This is a genomic window from Panacagrimonas sp., from assembly GCF_965216805.1.
Lineage (GTDB): Bacteria > Pseudomonadota > Gammaproteobacteria > Nevskiales > Nevskiaceae > Panacagrimonas.
This window is the reverse complement of record NZ_CBDCGN010000003.1, coordinates 1,339,646-1,355,584: the sequence shown is the minus strand read 5'-3', so window position 1 is coordinate 1,355,584 and position 15,939 is coordinate 1,339,646. Positions and strand designations below refer to the sequence as shown.

At 65.8% G+C, this 15,939-nt stretch carries 17 protein-coding genes; 4 read left to right on the top strand and 13 right to left on the bottom strand.

The window, feature by feature from the left end:
• The first annotated feature begins 37 nt into the window (after positions 1–37).
• Complete coding sequence (locus ACOOHP_RS19230; RefSeq protein ID WP_420468751.1) at positions 38–601, top strand: HNH endonuclease; 564 nt, start codon at positions 38–40, stop codon at positions 599–601.
• Between the two features lie 21 nt (positions 602–622).
• On the opposite strand, the gene ACOOHP_RS19225 is transcribed toward ACOOHP_RS19230, so the two are convergent.
• From ACOOHP_RS19225 to ACOOHP_RS19215, 3 genes are all read right to left on the bottom strand, one after another.
• The gene (locus ACOOHP_RS19225; RefSeq protein ID WP_420468088.1) at positions 623–2,407 is read right to left on the bottom strand and encodes an SLC13 family permease; all 1,785 of its coding nucleotides are present in this window, start codon (positions 2,405–2,407) and stop codon (positions 623–625) included.
• 119 nt (positions 2,408–2,526) lie between these two features.
• Entirely contained in the window at positions 2,527–4,245 is a 1,719-nt protein-coding gene (locus ACOOHP_RS19220) for a SulP family inorganic anion transporter (RefSeq protein WP_420468087.1), read from the bottom strand.
• 4 nt (positions 4,246–4,249) lie between these two features.
• On the bottom strand, positions 4,250–4,945 hold the full coding sequence (locus ACOOHP_RS19215) for an MBL fold metallo-hydrolase (protein ID WP_420468086.1): 696 nt from the start codon (positions 4,943–4,945) through the stop codon (positions 4,250–4,252).
• 238 nt (positions 4,946–5,183) lie between these two features.
• Between ACOOHP_RS19215 and ACOOHP_RS19210 the strand changes: the two genes are divergently transcribed.
• Together ACOOHP_RS19210 and ACOOHP_RS19205 are read left to right on the top strand one after the other, a co-directional pair.
• On the top strand, positions 5,184–5,783 hold the full coding sequence (locus tag ACOOHP_RS19210; RefSeq protein WP_420468085.1) for a Tll0287-like domain-containing protein: 600 nt from the start codon (positions 5,184–5,186) through the stop codon (positions 5,781–5,783).
• Between the two features lie 201 nt (positions 5,784–5,984).
• Complete coding sequence (locus ACOOHP_RS19205; RefSeq protein WP_420468084.1) at positions 5,985–7,232, top strand: NAD(P)/FAD-dependent oxidoreductase; 1,248 nt, start codon at positions 5,985–5,987, stop codon at positions 7,230–7,232.
• A gap of 49 nt (positions 7,233–7,281) precedes the next feature.
• On the opposite strand, the gene ACOOHP_RS19200 is transcribed toward ACOOHP_RS19205, so the two are convergent.
• Positions 7,282–7,722, bottom strand: a complete 441-nt coding sequence (locus tag ACOOHP_RS19200) for a DUF6691 family protein (RefSeq protein ID WP_420468083.1) — start codon at positions 7,720–7,722, stop codon at positions 7,282–7,284.
• Positions 7,719–8,159, bottom strand: coding sequence for a YeeE/YedE family protein (locus tag ACOOHP_RS19195; RefSeq protein WP_420468750.1), 441 nt, complete (start codon positions 8,157–8,159; stop codon positions 7,719–7,721). The genes ACOOHP_RS19200 and ACOOHP_RS19195 overlap by 4 nt, the downstream gene beginning before the upstream one ends.
• Positions 8,160–8,503: 344 nt before the next feature.
• On the opposite strand from ACOOHP_RS19195, the gene ACOOHP_RS19190 reads away from it, so the two are divergent.
• The gene (locus ACOOHP_RS19190) at positions 8,504–8,740 is read left to right on the top strand and encodes a metal-sensitive transcriptional regulator (protein ID WP_420468082.1); all 237 of its coding nucleotides are present in this window, start codon (positions 8,504–8,506) and stop codon (positions 8,738–8,740) included.
• 89 nt (positions 8,741–8,829) lie between these two features.
• Here the strand turns inward: ACOOHP_RS19190 and soxB are convergent, their stop codons facing one another.
• The 8 genes from soxB to soxC are packed head-to-tail and all read right to left on the bottom strand — an operon-like array spanning position 8,830 to position 15,814.
• Positions 8,830–10,539, bottom strand: coding sequence for a thiosulfohydrolase SoxB (gene soxB / locus ACOOHP_RS19185; protein WP_420468081.1), 1,710 nt, complete (start codon positions 10,537–10,539; stop codon positions 8,830–8,832).
• A 10-nt stretch (positions 10,540–10,549) separates the two neighbouring features.
• Positions 10,550–11,245, bottom strand: a complete 696-nt coding sequence (gene soxX, locus ACOOHP_RS19180) for a sulfur oxidation c-type cytochrome SoxX (protein WP_420468080.1) — start codon at positions 11,243–11,245, stop codon at positions 10,550–10,552.
• Between the two features lie 10 nt (positions 11,246–11,255).
• Entirely contained in the window at positions 11,256–12,056 is an 801-nt protein-coding gene (gene soxA, locus ACOOHP_RS19175; protein WP_420468079.1) for a sulfur oxidation c-type cytochrome SoxA, read from the bottom strand.
• A 45-nt stretch (positions 12,057–12,101) separates the two neighbouring features.
• On the bottom strand, positions 12,102–12,413 hold the full coding sequence (gene soxZ / locus ACOOHP_RS19170) for a thiosulfate oxidation carrier complex protein SoxZ (protein WP_420468078.1): 312 nt from the start codon (positions 12,411–12,413) through the stop codon (positions 12,102–12,104).
• 34 nt (positions 12,414–12,447) lie between these two features.
• Positions 12,448–12,909 carry a thiosulfate oxidation carrier protein SoxY gene (gene soxY / locus ACOOHP_RS19165; RefSeq protein WP_420468077.1) on the bottom strand — a complete coding sequence of 154 codons (462 nt, stop codon included), beginning with the start codon at positions 12,907–12,909 and terminating at the stop codon, positions 12,448–12,450.
• A 48-nt stretch (positions 12,910–12,957) separates the two neighbouring features.
• Positions 12,958–13,308: a c-type cytochrome gene (locus ACOOHP_RS19160; RefSeq protein ID WP_420468076.1), complete on the bottom strand. Its 351-nt coding sequence runs from the start codon at positions 13,306–13,308 to the stop codon at positions 12,958–12,960.
• 29 nt (positions 13,309–13,337) lie between these two features.
• A complete protein-coding gene (locus ACOOHP_RS19155; RefSeq protein ID WP_420468075.1) occupies positions 13,338–14,462 on the bottom strand; it encodes a c-type cytochrome in 1,125 nt (374 codons plus the stop codon).
• An 8-nt stretch (positions 14,463–14,470) separates the two neighbouring features.
• A complete protein-coding gene (soxC, locus tag ACOOHP_RS19150) occupies positions 14,471–15,814 on the bottom strand; it encodes a sulfite dehydrogenase (RefSeq protein WP_420468074.1) in 1,344 nt (447 codons plus the stop codon).
• Between the last annotated feature and the right edge of the window lie 125 nt (positions 15,815–15,939).

Genomic DNA, 15,939 nt, shown 5'->3' with positions numbered 1-15,939 from the left:
CGGCGATACACGTTTTCCAGGATTCAAGGTCAAGACCATGATTCCCTCGATCCTCAAGCTCGACGCCGGCGGCCAGCCGGTCGCCTGGATCCGCTGGCAATCCGCGGTGACCTTGTATGCGCGCGACCGCGTGTGCTGGGAAACCGGCGAGGAACGCTTCCGGGTCTACGGTGGCACCTGCGCGCGCACCGGACTTCGCTCCAGCTTCGAGATCGGGTCGATCATCGCGGTGGCCGACCGCACGCGGAAGTTCTCCACCGGCGTGCCGCTGCTGACCAACCGCACCCTGTTCCAGCGCGACCGCAATCTGTGCCTGTACTGCGGCCATCAGTTCGCGCCCAGCCAACTCACGCGCGACCATGTGATGCCCGCCTCGCGCGGCGGCGAAAGCGTGTGGGAGAACTGCGTCACCGCCTGCGAAAAGTGCAACCACCGCAAGGCGGACCGTACGCCGGAAGAGGCCAACATGAAGCTGCTGGCAGTGCCCTACACGCCGAATCTGGCCGAGTACCTGATCCTGTCCAATCGCCGCATCCTGGCCGACCAGATGGAATTCCTGCTCCACTTCGCGGCCAAGAAAAAGGCGCGCGCGCTCCAGTAGCACGCCTGCGGGTGCGACCCGTTAGTAGATCAGCGGCACGATCACCACCGCGAGCAGGCCGAAGATGGCGACCAGGGGCAATCCGAAACGCGCGAAGTCGCCCACGGTGTAACCCCCCGGCCCCATCACCATCAGATTGGTCTGGTAAGCCATGGGCGTTGCGAACGAGGCCGAGCAGCCCACGATGACGGTAATGGTGACGGCGTGCGGCGACAGCCCGGCACCGGAACCGGCCGCCAGGGCCAGCGGCATCGTCAGCGCCACCGCAGCGGCGTTGGACACCAGGGTGGTCACCAGTGCGGCCACAGCGAAAATGGCCGCGACCACCAGACGCGGACTGTCGCCGGCGGCGGCGATGGTCATGTCAGCCAGCGGCCTGAGCACACCGCTGCTGTCCAGTGCGTTGCCGATGCCGATGGCCGCGGCGATGACGATCAGCATCGACCAGTCGATCGACTGGCGCGCCTTGGTCAGCGTGGTGCAGCGTCCGGCCAGAATGGCCGCGGCCGCGATCAGGGCCCCTTGCAGGACAGTCCACAGCCCCAGTGCGTTGCCCACGATCATCGCGCCGGTGGCGGCCAGGGCCAGCCAGGGCCGCTGCCGCGAGGGCACCTGATCGCCGTCCAGGGATCGCACCAGCAGGAAGTCGCGCGAGCTGGCCCACTTGGCGATGAACCCGAGCGCGCAGTCCAGGATCAGGGTGTCGCCGGGTTCGAACGCGATGTCGCCGATGCGGCCGGAAAGCTGGGCGCCATCGCGCGACACCGCGATGATGGCAGCGTCGTAGGTTTCGCGAAATCCACTGTCGCGCACGCGCTTGCCCACCAGCGGCGAGCGCGTGGAGATCACTGCTTCGGCCAGATGCCGGCTGCGGGTGGCGGCGTCGATCGAGAACAGTTTGTCCGACGGCGGCGAGATTCCGGAGATGCGCAGCAGATCGGAAATATTGGACGGATCGCCGAAGAACACCAGGCGGTCGCCGCGCTGCAGCCGCGTGGCGGGCTCGACCGGGGCGATCACCTCCGCTCCGCGGATGACTTCGGAAAGGAACAGTCCGGACAGTTGCCGCAAGCCGGCCTGCGCCACCGTGCGACCCACCAGCGGGCCATCCGGATCGATCACCATTTCCAGCGAGTAGCGACGGGCGTCGGCCAGGCGTTCGGTCGGCGGCTTGCGCACCGGGATGCGGTGGCCGAACAGCATCACGTAACCAATCAAGGCAGCGGTCAGCGGCACGCCGATCCAGGCCTGCTCCAGAAACCCCAAGCCCGGATCTTGCGGCGCCGACGCGCGCAGGGCGCTGTTGGCGACCAGGTTGGTGGCGCTGCCCAACAGGGTCACGGTGCCACCGGCCACCGCGGCAAAGCTCAGCGGCATGAGCAGGCGCGACGGCGTCAGCCCATAGCGGTCGGCCCAGTCGCGCACCATCGGCAGGTACAGGGCGACGATGGGCGTGTTGTTGACGAAGGCGCTGAGCAGGGCCACCGGCCCGGTCACCATCCACTGCGCATGACGCTCCGAACGCGGTGCGCGCAGCAAGCGCGTGCCGAGCAGGTGCATAGCGCCACTGTCGCGCAGCCCGGCTGCCACCACGAACAGGATGGCAATGGTGATCACCCCCGGATTGGAGAACCCGGCAAGGCCGCGTTCCAGCGGCACCGTACCGGTGATCAGCAACAAAGCCAGGCATCCCATCACCACCGCATCGGCCGCCTGCGGGCGTCGCGACAATCCGGCAAAGCACAGCAGCAGCGCGGCCAGGGCCAGATAAGGGTGCGCAGTGGCGGGAATCAGGTCTTGAATCATCGAGCCCGGCGGTTCGCAAAACGGCGAGCATCCTGCCACGCGCGATCCCGGAAATGGGCTGCCGCCCTCCGCCGCGACGACTCCGGCCGAAATTGTTCTAAGTACCCGGCGTGATGCTTCTATCCCGCAGCCACCAGCGCCTCGACCGCGGCGTCGGTGGACAGATGCACCCGCGCATCGCCCAGGGATGCCAGCAAGGGCGTGTGCCGCAGCCGATCCATCACCGGACCCTTGACCTCTGCCAGATGCAGGCGGATGCCCTTTTCCGACAGCGAGCGCTCGAACGATTCGAGCATCTCCAGGCTGCCGGCATCGATATAGCCGACCCCCGACAGGATCAGCACCACGTCGCTCAGGCCGTCGCGTTCGAGCACGCGACTCATCAGCTGGTCTTCCACCCGCGGCGTGTTGGCGAAGTAGAGATTCTCGTCGACCCGCAACAGCAACAAGGCCGGCCAGGTCTGCACCACATGGCGGTGGATGTTGCGGTAGTGCTCGGTTCCGGCAACGCGGCCGACCACCGCGATATGCGGCCGGCTGGTCCGATAGAGAAAGAACGCCGCACCCAGCGCCGCACCGGCAATCAATCCACCTTCCACGCCCAGGGCCAGCACGCCGAAGATGGTCGCGGCCTGCGCAATGCCGTCACCACGATCGTATTTCCAGGTCCGCAGCAAACTGCCGAAATCGATCAACTGGTACACCGCCACCACGATGATGGCGGCGAGCACGGCCTTGGGTAGATCGTTCAACAGCCCGGTGAAGAACACGGCGCCCAGCGCAACCCAGATCGCCGTCACAATGGCTGCTGCCTGCGTTCTCGCACCCGCCTCGAAATTCACCATGGACCGCGCGAAGCCGCCGGCCACCGGCATCGCGCCGACGCAGGCGCCGGCCATGTTGGTCACCCCCAGCGCCATGAGTTCGCGGTCGGGGTCGATCTTCTCGTGGCGCCGGAACGCCAGCGCGCGCGCCACCGAGATGCTCTCCACATAGCCGATCAGCGCAATCATCAAGGCCGAAGGCAGCAGACCCAGCCAGCCGGACTCGCGCAGGAACCCGAAGTCCAGTCCCGGCAGTCCGGCAGGAATGCTGCCCACCACCGCCAGATGCCCCGCGTCGCCCAGGTGCAGGAAAGCGGCGACGAGCGTGGCGACCACGACCAGTATCAGCGGTGCGGTACGACCGACGATGGCCGCTTTGGCGCGCGGCATTCCCACGCGTGCCAGACCGTCTACCAGCGGCTTGCGGGCCAGGATCAAGGCCACCACGGAGAGGCCACCGAACAGGGCGGTCACGCTGCTGAACTCGGACAGGCCTTGCCACAGGTGGACGAGGATCTCGGCGAAGCCGGCCTCGCGCGGCACCGTGATGCCGGTCAGTGGCGCGAGCTGGGTGCCGATGATGAAGATCGCCGCGCCGGTGGTGAAACCAGATAGCACCGGGTGGCTGATGAAGTGCGTCAGCCAGCCCAGGCGCAGCACCGCCAGCAGCAGCAGAAAGGCGCCGGTCAGCGCCGACAGCATCAACGCCCCGGTGAGATAGCGTTGCGGGTCGCCGTCGGCGAACGGGATCAGCGCGGCCGACACCATCACCGCGGCGACCGCGACGGGGCCGACCGCCAGGGTGCGGCTGCTGCCCAGAAACGCATACAGCAGCGGCGGCAGCACGCTGGCATACAGGCCTACCTCGGCCGGCAGGCCGGCGAGCAGCGCATACGCCAGCGCCTGAGGGATCAGCAGGATGGCGGTGATGGTGCCCGCCAGCAGATCCGGCCCGAGGGTGGCGCCCCGCGTGCGAAGCAGATCGTCGATCAGCGGCAGCGCGCGGCGCAGCACGGCCTCAGGTTTGTCCGCACGCGAGATTGGCCGGCACCGCGACGTCCATCAGCTTCGGATTGGGCAGGTTGAGGTTGTTCATGATCTGCACGTAGTCGGCTTCGGTCTTGCCGGCCAGACGCGGATTGGCGCGCTTCTCCTCGCCGATGCTGGAGGCCATCCAGCCCTTGTAGTCGTGCGCTGGATACACCGTGGTGTCATCGGGCAGCCGGAACAGCTTGTTGACGATCGAGTCCCAGGACTTGTGCGGATCGCCGCCTTGGAAATCGGTGCGTCCGGTGCCGCGGATCAACAGGACGTCGCCGGTGAATACCGCCTCTGGCCGATCCGGGTTGAGCACGAAGCTGAAGGACTCGTCGGTGTGCCCAGGCGTGTAGATCGCCCCCAGACGGATGCCATCGACGTTAATGCGCTCGCCTTCGCGAACACTCTGCGACACGCAGGCGGCCTTGGTGAACTCGCCCATGATGGTCACACAGCCGGTGCGGTCGCGCAGATCGCCCAGCGCGGTGATGTGATCGGCATGCGTGTGGGTGTCGATGGCGCGCACCAGCTTGAGGTCGAGGTCCTCGATCAGACGCAGGTAATGATCCAGCAGCTCCTTGACCGGATCGATGATCAGCGCCTCGCGACCGCGTCCCGAGGCCATGACGTAGGTGTAGGTGCTGGAAACCGGGTCGAACAGCTGGCGGAAGATCATGAGAAGTACCTCGCTGGCTTGAACGGTGACGCGGAAGATTCGCGACAGGTCTGGATTATGTACCCTAGGGGGTATACTCTCAAGTCCTCCTGGGCGATGCTGCCGATCGTCGTGGTCGGGTTGGCGTCGGTGGCAGCCTTTTCGCCGATCGTTGGTCCCCGCGCCGAGGACAAGCTACGCGCGGGCCGAAATCCTCGGCGCATGCAACGCCGACCGCAGCATCTGCCGGAGCACCGCCATGGATCGACTCAAGCTGCTTGCGCTTCTGGTGCCGATGATGAACCTGGCCGGCGCTGGCGCCCAGGCGGGCAATGCGCCAGCGGCGTCCGAGCCGACGATGCTGATGCAGGCCAGCGCCATCGCCGATCGCTTTCAGCAGGAACTGGGTGGTCGCCTGCAGGCGGCGATACGCGACGGCGGACCGGCCGACGCGGTGCGCGTATGCAGAGACGAGGCGCCGGCCATCGCGGCCCGGCTTTCGCGCGAAACCGGCTGGCAGGTCAAACGCGTCGGCACGCGGGTGCGCAACCCCCAGAGCGGCCTTCCAGATGCGTGGGAGCAACAGCGTCTGCAGGAGTTCTCGCGGGATCTGCAAGCGGGCGCCGAGGCCCGGGTCCCGAGTCGTTTCGAATCGGTGACCGAACCGGGCGGGCGCTACCAGAGATACGCCCGCGCCATCGTCGTCGCGCCTCCTTGCCTGACCTGCCATGGCGACACGCGGACCCAGCCCGAGGCGCTGCGTGCCGCGCTGGCGGCCGATTATCCGCACGATCGTGCCACCGGCTACGCGGTCGGCGATCTGCGCGGCGCCTTCTCGCTCAAGCGAGCGTCGCCGTGAGTACGGCGCGCGGTCCTGTGCCAACCTGTGGCGAAGCGGCCCCGGGCACCGGGCCGATCCCATGGAAGCGGCGCCGGTGCCTGGCGAAGGTGGCGAAAATGAGCCATGCCGGGTGGCGACGCCGCCCGGTTGGTCTCGACCGCCGCCGGCTGTCGTATCGTGATCCCCGCGCCATCTGACTTCGCAACCAGGAGAGCCCTCATGTCCCATCCTGCCCATCACGTCGTGGTTATCGTTGGCGGCGGTGCCGCCGGCGCCACCGTGGCGTCGCTGCTGCTCAAGCGCCGGCCCGATCTTGACATTGCGGTGGTCGAGCCCGCGGAAACCCATTGGTACCAGCCGGCTTGGACCCTGGTCGGCGCCGGCGCCTTCGACGTGGCCGCTACCGGCAGGCCGATGGCCAGTTGCCTGCCCGGCAAGGTCACCTGGGTCCGCGCCCGAGCGAGCGGCTTCGACCCCGAGAACAACCAGGTGCTGCTGGAAGACGGCCGCCGGATCGAGTATCGCTTTCTGGTCGCCGCCGCCGGACTGCAACTGGACTGGCACAAGATCGAGGGCCTGGAGGCCACGCTCGGCAACAACGGCGTGACCAGCAACTATCGGCACGATCTGGCGCCGTATACCTGGGAATGCATCCGGAATTTCAGCGGCGGCCAGGCCTTGTTCACGCAACCTCCCATGCCGATCAAGTGCGCAGGCGCACCGCAGAAGATTCTGTACATGGCGGCCGACCACTTTCGCCGCCGCGGGCTTTCTGCGCAACTAAGCTTCCACACCCCCGGGCCCGCCATGTTCGGCGTGCCGTTTTATTCCAAGGCGCTGGAGCGCGTGGTGGCCGAGTACGCCATCCGGCCCGCCTACGGCCAGAACCTGGTGGCAGTGGACGGCCCCGCGCGCAAGGCCACCTTCGAGGTCAAGCAGGCCGACCGGTCGGAGCGAATCGAGCAGCCGTTCGAAATGCTGCACGTGGTGCCGCCGCAGTCGGCGCCGGACTTCATCAAGTCCAGCCCGTTGGCCGATGCCAGCGGCTGGGTTGCGGTGGACAAGCATTCGCTGCGTCACGCCCGCTACGACAACGTGTTCGGCCTGGGCGACTGCACCACCACGCCGAACAGCAAGACCGCGGCGGCGGTGCGCGCGCAGGCTCCAGTGGTCACCGCCAACCTGCTCGACGCACTGGAAGGCCGCGAAATGTCGGCGAAGTACGACGGCTACGCGTCCTGCCCGCTGACCACCTCGGTCGGAAAAATCATGCTGGCGGAGTTTCTCTACGACGGCGTGCCGGCCCCGAGCTTTCCGCTGGACCCGCGCATCCCTCGACGTGCCTACTGGTGGCTGAAGAAGTCCTACCTGCCGGCTCTGTACTGGGGAATGCTGCGCGGCAATCTGGGCCTGGACTGGCACGCGCCACGTCAGTTCCCCGAAGCAGTACCCGCGTTCAAGGCCTGAGCGTCCGGGCGCTTGGGTTCATCTCCGATATGCGGAGACGAACCGTCGCTCAGCGGACCGTGGCGGCTGCCGCCGGCATCGACAGCGCGCTGAGTCGATCCTTCAGCCACATGCCGGCCAGCATCGCCGCAACAAACACCAGCACCTGCGGACTGCCCGTCCACAGGTTGGCGATCGCCGGGCCGGGACACAACCCGGCAAGGCCCCAGCCGGTGCCGAACAGCACGGCGCCGCCGATCAGCTGCGGGTCCAGGTCCTTTCGGGTAGGCAGGTAGAAACGGTCGTCGAATAGCGGCCGCTTGCGGCCCTTGAGCAATTGGAATGTGGGCAAGGTCACCAGCAGTGCCGTGCCCATCACGAACGCCAGCGACGGGTCCCACGCGCCCGCCAGATCCAGGAAGCCCAGCACCTTGGCGGGATCGGTCATGCCGCCCACCACCAGTCCCGCCCCGAACAGCACACCACTGGCCAACGCAACAAGGCTCCTCATGATCCGGCTCCCAGCACATGACGCATGACAAACACGGTGACGAAGCCGGCTCCCATGAACGCGGCCGTCGCCACCATCGAACGGGCCGACAAGCGGCCAATGCCGCACACGCCATGTCCCGAGGTGCAGCCGCTACCCATACGGGTACCGAAGCCCACAATCAATCCGGCGATGGCCATGCCCACCCAGCCGGTCTGCAAGGCGGCGCTGGCGAGGTCCGGCCGCAGCAGGCCGGTGAGCATGGCGCCGCCGATCAGCCCCCCGAGGAACAGCGAACGCCAGGGGGTATCCGCGCCTTTCCGGTCCAGCAGCAAACCTCCCAACACACCGCTAACCCCAGCAATGCGGCCGTTCAATGCGAACAGCAGCGCTGCAGCCAGACCGATCATGGCGCCACCCAAGGCCGCCCGGGTCCACGAATTGAAGTCCACCACGATGTCCACGACTCACTCCTGACAATGGTTACAACGATAGAAAGAACTGCTGGCGATGTTGCCGCATTCAAACTTCCGATCCGGCCTGATCTGTCCCAAAAGCATCCATGGATTCGAATACTTCTAAACTTAGACCGCCCTGGCATAACCCCGGGGGTATGCAAAGCCTCACAATCCGCACCTCACCGGGTCCCGCCAACTGACGCAATTCACGAGCCAAAGGATACTACATGGGGTATATTCGAAAGAAGAGTCCAGCGCCTTCCAAGCCCACCCGGACTACGCGACTGGCTCCCAAGGGAAAAGCCGATATGCCGTCTGTTCAGCGACCGCATCAGCAGGAAGTCATGCACCGTCTTCGCCGTGTCGAAGGTCAGATTCGGGGCGTGCTGGCGATGATGGAACAGGACCAGCCCTGTGACGCCATCGCGCAGCAATTATCCGCAGCGCGCAAGGCCCTGGACCGCGCCTTCTACGAAATGATGGCCTGCAGCATGGAGATGGAGGCCACTGACGCTCCAAACAACGCCGTGTTGTGCGAACGGATCGCCGAGAAAACGCGGCTGATGGCCAAGTACGCCTGAATCCTGATGGCGGGTTGGCGACCGTCAGGTTTCTGTTCGAAAGCACGCGACGGCTCGTCGGGCCATAGCCCGACCTTCACGAGTCCACGCTACATCAGGCCCTGATTGTCGTCGATCCCGATGAGCCTGGGCTCGTTGGCCTGCTTGATGGAAACCGACTTCTGCGCGCGCAGCCAGCGCGCCACCACATCCCAAACCGGCTCGCCCTCGACCCCGGCGGCCACTGGCGCCCAGCCGGCCACCTTGTAGGTCTTTGAAGCCTCGATCAGCTTTCCGTCAAGGCGCATGTCCTGGATGCGTTTGCCGGCTTCGGCCTTGGGTTCGATGGCGTAGCTGAGACCGCCGACGCGGACCATGTCGCCGCCCTGCTGCAGGTAGGGATCGGGGTTGAACAGGTTGTCGGCGACGTCTTCAAGCACCACCTTGATGCGCTCGCCGGTCATCTCGGTAAGGGTGGTTTGCGGGTAGCTCATGGCAGTCTGGTCGAGCAGACGCTCCATCGTGATGTCGCTGCCGGGCAGCAGGCTGGTGCCCCAGCGAAACCCCGGCGAGAACGCGATCTGTGCGTCCTTCTCGGCGATCAGCGCATCGAGGATCAACTGGTCGAAACTGCCGTTGAAGTTGCCGCGGCGATACAGCGTCCCGGTACTCGTCGCAAGCACTTCGGACAGCTTGGCCAGATGCGGCTCCCGATGCCGCTGGATCAGCGCCGCCATGTCGGCGTCGGCCGGCAGCGCATCGGCGAATACCGGCAACAGCCGATACTTCCACGCTGCGGGTTTGCCGTTCTTGATTTCGAAGTCCAGCACGCCGAGAAATTTGCCGTTGCTGCCGGCATTGGTCACCAGGGTCTGCCCGCTGGCGTTTTTCACCATGACCGGCTGTGGCACGCCGTCGTGGGTATGGCCGCCGAGAATGGCGTCGAGGCCGGTCACGCGACTGGCGAGCTTGAGATCGACGTCCATGCCGTTGTGCGACAGCAGTACCACGACCTGGGCACCCTTGCCGCGCGCCTCGTCGATGGTGGCCTGCAGATTCTGATCCTGGATCCCGAAACTCCAGTCCGGCACCAGGTGGGAGGGATTGGCGATCGGGGTATATGGAAACGCCTGGCCGATCACCGCCACCGGCACGCCATTCATCTCGCGCATCGCGTAGGACGGAAACACCGGATCGCCGAAGTCCTTGGTGCGCAGGTTCTGGGTCAGAAACTCGACCTTGCCCTTGAAGTCCTCGGCCACAATTTCTTCGACACGCGCGGCACCCAAGGTGAATTCCCAGTGGCCGGTCATGACCTCCACGCCCAGTTGCAGCATGGCGTCCACCATGTCTTGGCCGTTGCTCCACAGCGCCGTGCCGGAACCCTGCCAGGTATCGCCGCCATCCAGCAGCAGCGCGCCCGGGCGCGAGGCCCGCATGCGTTTGACCAAGGTAGCAAGGTGCGCGAAGCCACCGACCTTGCCGTAGCGCTGCGCCGCGGATTCAAAATCCAGGCAGGTGAAGGCATGCGCTTCAGCGGTCCCGGGCTGCAGCCCGAACTGCCTGAGCAGGTGTTCGCCCACCAGATGCGGTGGCCGGTTGTAGGCGTCGGCCAGCCCGAGATTGACCGAGGGCTCGCGAAAGTACACCGGCATCAACTGCGCGTGGCTGTCGGTGATGTGCAGGAAATGCACGTTGCCGAAGCGGGGGGCTTCGTACAGACCGTCCCAGTCCGGCCTGGAACGCGCAGAGCACGCCATCAGCGGCAGGCCTGCACCGGCCGCAGCGGCGAGTACCTGCAGGAATTCTCGGCGGTTCATCGGGGCCCCTCTAGAGGTTGACCGGGGATTCCGGGTCGAACAGCAGCGCCATCAGATCCTTGATCTGCTGCTCGGTGAGGATGCCCGCCTCGCCGAAACGCGGCATGTGCGAGCACGGGTTGTAGGCGTGCGAATTCCAGATCCGTGTCCAGGTGTACTTGAGCATCTGCTCCGACTGCCCGCGCAGCTTGCCGTAGCCCGCCAGCGGCGGACCGAGGGTGCCGTAGGCGATCTCCTTGGGATCTAGCTGATGACAGGCGTAGCAATTGCCGCCGTTGGGCACAGCGGGATCGTCGGAGTACTGCAGGCCGGTACCGGTTTGCGCCACTTTCTCGCCGGCCTGCCAGTCGCCCAGGAACTGGCTGTCGGCCGGAAACACCACCGCAGCGGTGGCCGCCTCCATGATCGCCTTGCCGGCCTCGGCGGCCGGCTGGTCCTTGGGCGCATCGCTGCAGACGGTCTGCATCGGGTTGCGCTGCAGCCGGTCCAGTTGCGCCTGGCCGCGCGCGCGGAACGAGCCGTCCAGCGCCGCCCGCAGGTCGACGCTGCTCGCATCGACGGATTCGGCGGCGACCGAAGACGACGACGCGGACGCTCCGGTCTCGCCGGCGCCCACAGCGCTCGGAGCAGGATCGGAACCTCCTGGCGAGCAGGCGGCCAGCAGGGATAGCAACAGCAGCAACCCGGCATTGCGATAGTTCGTCATGTGCTCGACCTCAGCGCTTCAGGCCGGGCGCAGCCATCGGCTCGCCGTTGGCCCGAACCGCCATGTAGGTAATCAGACCGATCGCGATGTCGGAGCCATACACCAGCTCGGGAAGCCGTTGCTGGCGGAAACAATCGCCCACCCGCCATTCCATGGTGCGAACCGCGCCCTGGGAGATGCGATAGCCCGGCCAGGTGGAATGCGCAAATCTGGCGCCCTCGTCGGTGGTCAGGTTCGGCAGCGCCTGCAGGCGGATGCGCTTGCCGCTCTGCGAATGGCAGGTGGCACAGGAAAAATCGTAGGGGCCGGCCCGAAATGTGAACATCTTCTCGCCGGTCGCGTACGCCAGCTTTTCCTTCGGATGATCCTGCGGCACGGCGATGGGCACGCCACGCGACAGGCCGGCAATGTAGGCGCTGAGTTTTTCCAGGTCGGTCTGCGGCTGTCCCTGTTCCGAGAACGGCGCTGCCACCAGCGCGTCGCGCTCGAACCCCTGCAGGGTCTCCATGCAGTAGACCAGGCGCATCTCCAGATCCATCACCTGGTCGGCGTCCTCGAAGTAGCGTGGCAGTTGCGCATAGGCGCCTTCCAGCACGCCCGGCCCGATGCCCAGGTCGCATTGCTCCAGGCTGACGTTCTTGGGGCCGCGCGCCTCGGCCCACAAAATCTCGCCTTCAAACTCGACCAGCTCGGCGGGGTTGTCGTCACCGAACATCTCGCGGTACTGCGCGAAGATGTTCTCATCGTCCTGCGCCCACACCGACAGAGCCAACAGCCCTGCGAGCGCGGACAGCCATGGCTTCCACTTCATGATGACGTGCCTCGCGGGTTCGTTCGAAAGGAGAAGACTTCGGCGCTAGCGCAGCGCAACTTCGTCGGTGCGGGATTCGCCCTTGTTGTCTTTCCAGGACACGATCACCTTGTCGCCCGGGGCACCGCCTTTGAACTTGAACGACAGGAAGGGATTCTGCGACACCGCCGCGCCCCAGTTGGCCGACAGCACCACCTTGTCGTTGTGCATAGCGGTCACTTCAGTGATGTGGTGTGCCGGCACCAGCTTGCCGGCTGAGTCCTTGCGCTGTCCGGTTTCCATCGGGTGCGACATCAGGGCTTTGACTTCGGTCACGCCATCGACGGTGGTGGCGCGAATTCGCATTGGGCTTGCCATGGCTCTTATCTCCTGTGATTCGTTGCTTCTGCGATTAGCCGCCGCAGCCGCCAAGGGTGACCTTGGTCTCGCGGTGCGCGCTGTACAGCTTGCCGTCGGCACGGACCACGGCGTAGACGTTGCAGGTCTGGCCGATCTTGACGCGCGTGCTGATCGCGCCCTCGGTGCCTTCCGCGATAGTGAAGGAGGCAGCCATCGGATTCGGGTTCTTCTCCACCAGAATCATGATCTGCTCGGTGTTCGGGATCTTGCTGGTCACCGAGACCGGCACCACCGCGCCGTTCTCGGCGATGTCCGGCGTCATGAGCTGAATGTCCTTGCTCTCGGTCGGCGTGCTGCCCAGGTCCTTGAACACGTCCTCCACCGATTTGGCCTTGAAGGCCGACTCCAGGCCGGCGGCTGCCGCGATGGCGCGCAAGGGCCACAGCGCACCGGCTGCGGCAAGGCCGAGCGCGCTGACGCCCAGTCGAATGAAGCTTCTGCGTTGGTTATTCATGGTGATGTCCTCAGGGGTTGCAGTTCAGGTGCGGTCTACGCGCCTGCTTCAGGGCTTGGCGCCCGCCAGCAGCCAGTCGACCACGGTGGCCAGATCGGCGTCTGACAGATTGGGTTGCGGCGGCATCGGAACCGGGCCCCAGGTGCCCGACCCGCCCTCGCGGATGCGCTTGGCCAGGCCCCCCTTCGCCTTTGGGTCCCTTGCATATTTCTCGGCCACCGCCTGGTAGGCAGGTCCGACGATGGCCTTGTCGATGCCGTGACAGGCCGAGCAGGCGTTCTTGTTGAGAATGTCGGTGGGCGCGGCCGCCTGCAGCGCGGGTGCCGCGATTGCCAGAACCAGCACCAGTGCAGTCCATAGCGAAGCTCGCAGCCTTCCATCTTCACGCGCGTTGTTCATCGATGCTCCGTTGAATGCAGGTGATGCGATCACGGCTTGGCCCCGTCAGCCAGCCAAGCGGCGAATGCCTGAACGTCGGCTTCCGAAACCTGCGGCTGCGCCGGCATGGGGATGGCCCCCCACACGCCGCCGCCGCCCCCGGCGATCTTGCCGGCGAGATACGCTTCGCGATCTGCCTGGTCGGCGTACTTGGCGGCGATCTCGTTGAAGCCAGGCCCGACGATCTTGCGGTCCACGCCGTGGCAGGCGGTGCAGGCGTTGGCCGCCAGCTTCTCGATCAACGCCGCGTTTGCGGGTTCGGGCGCCGCGTCGGACGGGGGTTCTTCCGATGCGTCGGTGGCGTTCTCGTCCCCTGCTGTGGCCGGCAAGGTCACCGCGCCGCGCACGGGGCCCCAGGTACGGTTCTGATCGGCCAGATTGCCGTGCGCCGGGCGCGCGTAATCGGGCAACTCCGACAGGATTTCGACCTGCTCGACGCAGTTCTTCATGCAAACCGTGTTGCGGGTGTCCGGCTTGCCGTTGATGTCCCACAGCCCGTGATCGCGCGTCATGCCGTTGCGGTTGGGCATACGCGCCTGCACCTCGGCGATGTTGTCGTTGGACAGCACGTAGTCCATCGGCACGATCTCGGCCAGATTCAGCAGATAAGCCAGGATGGCGTAGACCTCATCGTGGCTGAGCGACTTGGGCGCATCCCAGGGCATGGCGCGGTAGATGTAATCCCACAGGGTCGACACCGTCGCCACTTTGGTGAAGGTGGTGCGCACGGCACCGCCGGACTTCAGCGAGGCGACATTGCCGCTTTCGATGTCCGCCGCGGTGGTGTTGCCGACCAGCGGCACGAACACGTGATTGGCGTCGCCGAAATCGCCGTGGCAGGACGTGCACTTGGCGATCCACAACTCCTCACCGGTATAGACGTCACCCGAGCCCGGCGGCAGTCCGGTGAAGTCGGGCCTGACGTCGATGTCCCAGGCCGCGACCTCATCGGCCAGGGCGTCACGCCCGACGCCCTGATACCCGTCGGCAGGCGCGGTCGGTTTGGCGTAACTCACCGGGCTTGCGCTCGGCGCGGCCGACCCGCCGCCTGGAGCACCGCCAGAGCAGGCCACCGTAATCATTGCGATGGCGACCAGCGACAGCGGAGTGCGCATGGCCGGCCTCATACGTGGACGTTGGAGACTTCGCCGGAGTCGGCGATGCTCCAGGATTGAATGGCGTTGTTGTGATAGACCGAGCGCGATCCGCGCACCGCGCGCAACTGCGTGTAGGTCGGCTGCACATAGCCGGTGCTGTCCACCGCGCGGCTCTGCAGGATGGCGGGACTGCCGTCCCACACCCAGTCGATGTTGAATCGGGTCAGGGCCTTGGGAAGAATGGGATTTTCCAGCCTTGCCGTGCGCCAGTTCCTGCCGCCGTCGAAGGACACATCCACTTTCCTGATGCTGCCGCGGCCGGTCCAGGCCAGGCCGGTGACATTGAAATAGCCCTTGTCCATCAGCAACTGGCCGCCGGAAGGACTGGTGATGACCGACTTGGCCTCATGGATGGATGTGTACTGCCGCATCATGCCGTCCGGCATCAAATCCACGTAATGGGAGGCCTCGTCCTTGGTCGCATAGGGCTGGTCGCCAACCTCCAGGCGCCGCAGCCACTTGACCCAGCTCACGCCCTGCACGCCCGGCACCACCAATCGCAAGGGATAGCCGTTCTCGGGCCGCAGCATCTCGCCGTTCATGCCGTAGGCGACCATGGCATCGTCGAGCGCGCGGTCGATGTCGATGGTGCGCGTCATGCTGGACCCGTCCGCGCCCTCGGCGAGCAGGTACTTAGCTTTCTCGCGATCAAAGCCTGCATCGTCCAGCAGCGTCGACAACAGCACACCAGTAAATTCGGACCCCGACAGCATGCCGTGGGTGTACTGCACCGTCGGCACCGCCACGTTGCCCCACTCCATCGCCCCGTTGGCGCCGCATTCCAGCCAGTGGATGCGCGACACCGAAGGCAGCCGCAGCAGATCGTCCATGGTGTAGACGCGCGGCCGCTTCACCAGCCCGTTGAGCATCAGCCGGTGGCGGGCGGGGTCGATGTCCACCCAGCCCTGATGATGGCGCTCGAAGTGGAGCCCGGACGGCGTGATGATGCCGAACATGCCCTGCAGCGGCGTGAACGCCACCGACGCCTGCGGGACGCTGGCCAGTCCCGGTGACTCGCGTCGGACCAGGTTGGCTTCGTACTTCGAAGGCATGCCGTAGGGCCGCATCGCCACCGGATTGCCCAGAATCTTGCTCCACTCGGGCAGGTTCAGGATGTCCGGATCGCCCTCTGCTGCTGCCGCCAGCGCAGGCGCGCCCATTGCCGCGGTCGCGGCCAGGAATGCCTTGCGCAGAAAATCGCGCCGCCCTTGATTCATGCCCTCTTTGCGCAAGGTCTGGAGAAACGACGGCTCCAGAAAATTCTCGGGTGCCTTGCGGATACGGCCGGGCTTGCGCTCGGAAGCTTGCATCTGGCGTTTCTCCTCGATGAGGCGGCCGCCTGGTTCGCCCCTCGTTTTATCTGAACCTCCGGCTTATACCGCCCGGGGTACCATATCAAGGTCCTACGGTACACTCTTAGGCCTCGATTGTATAC

Coding starts and splice junctions, on each gene's coding strand:
- ACOOHP_RS19225 (WP_420468088.1), bottom strand. CDS start 2,407: ATGATTCAAGACCTGATTCCCGCCACTGCGCACCCTTATCTGGCCCTG.
- soxZ (WP_420468078.1), bottom strand. CDS start 12,413: ATGGCAAGCCCAATGCGAATTCGCGCCACCACCGTCGATGGCGTGACC.
- ACOOHP_RS19205 (WP_420468084.1), top strand. CDS start 5,985: ATGTCCCATCCTGCCCATCACGTCGTGGTTATCGTTGGCGGCGGTGCC.
- ACOOHP_RS19215 (WP_420468086.1), bottom strand. CDS start 4,945: ATGATCTTCCGCCAGCTGTTCGACCCGGTTTCCAGCACCTACACCTAC.
- soxY (WP_420468077.1), bottom strand. CDS start 12,909: ATGAATAACCAACGCAGAAGCTTCATTCGACTGGGCGTCAGCGCGCTC.
- soxC (WP_420468074.1), bottom strand. CDS start 15,814: ATGCAAGCTTCCGAGCGCAAGCCCGGCCGTATCCGCAAGGCACCCGAG.
- ACOOHP_RS19160 (WP_420468076.1), bottom strand. CDS start 13,308: ATGAACAACGCGCGTGAAGATGGAAGGCTGCGAGCTTCGCTATGGACT.
- ACOOHP_RS19200 (WP_420468083.1), bottom strand. CDS start 7,722: ATGAGGAGCCTTGTTGCGTTGGCCAGTGGTGTGCTGTTCGGGGCGGGA.
- ACOOHP_RS19155 (WP_420468075.1), bottom strand. CDS start 14,462: ATGCGCACTCCGCTGTCGCTGGTCGCCATCGCAATGATTACGGTGGCC.
- ACOOHP_RS19190 (WP_420468082.1), top strand. CDS start 8,504: ATGCACCGTCTTCGCCGTGTCGAAGGTCAGATTCGGGGCGTGCTGGCG.
- soxA (WP_420468079.1), bottom strand. CDS start 12,056: ATGAAGTGGAAGCCATGGCTGTCCGCGCTCGCAGGGCTGTTGGCTCTG.
- ACOOHP_RS19210 (WP_420468085.1), top strand. CDS start 5,184: ATGGATCGACTCAAGCTGCTTGCGCTTCTGGTGCCGATGATGAACCTG.
- soxB (WP_420468081.1), bottom strand. CDS start 10,539: ATGAACCGCCGAGAATTCCTGCAGGTACTCGCCGCTGCGGCCGGTGCA.
- ACOOHP_RS19230 (WP_420468751.1), top strand. CDS start 38: ATGATTCCCTCGATCCTCAAGCTCGACGCCGGCGGCCAGCCGGTCGCC.
- soxX (WP_420468080.1), bottom strand. CDS start 11,245: ATGACGAACTATCGCAATGCCGGGTTGCTGCTGTTGCTATCCCTGCTG.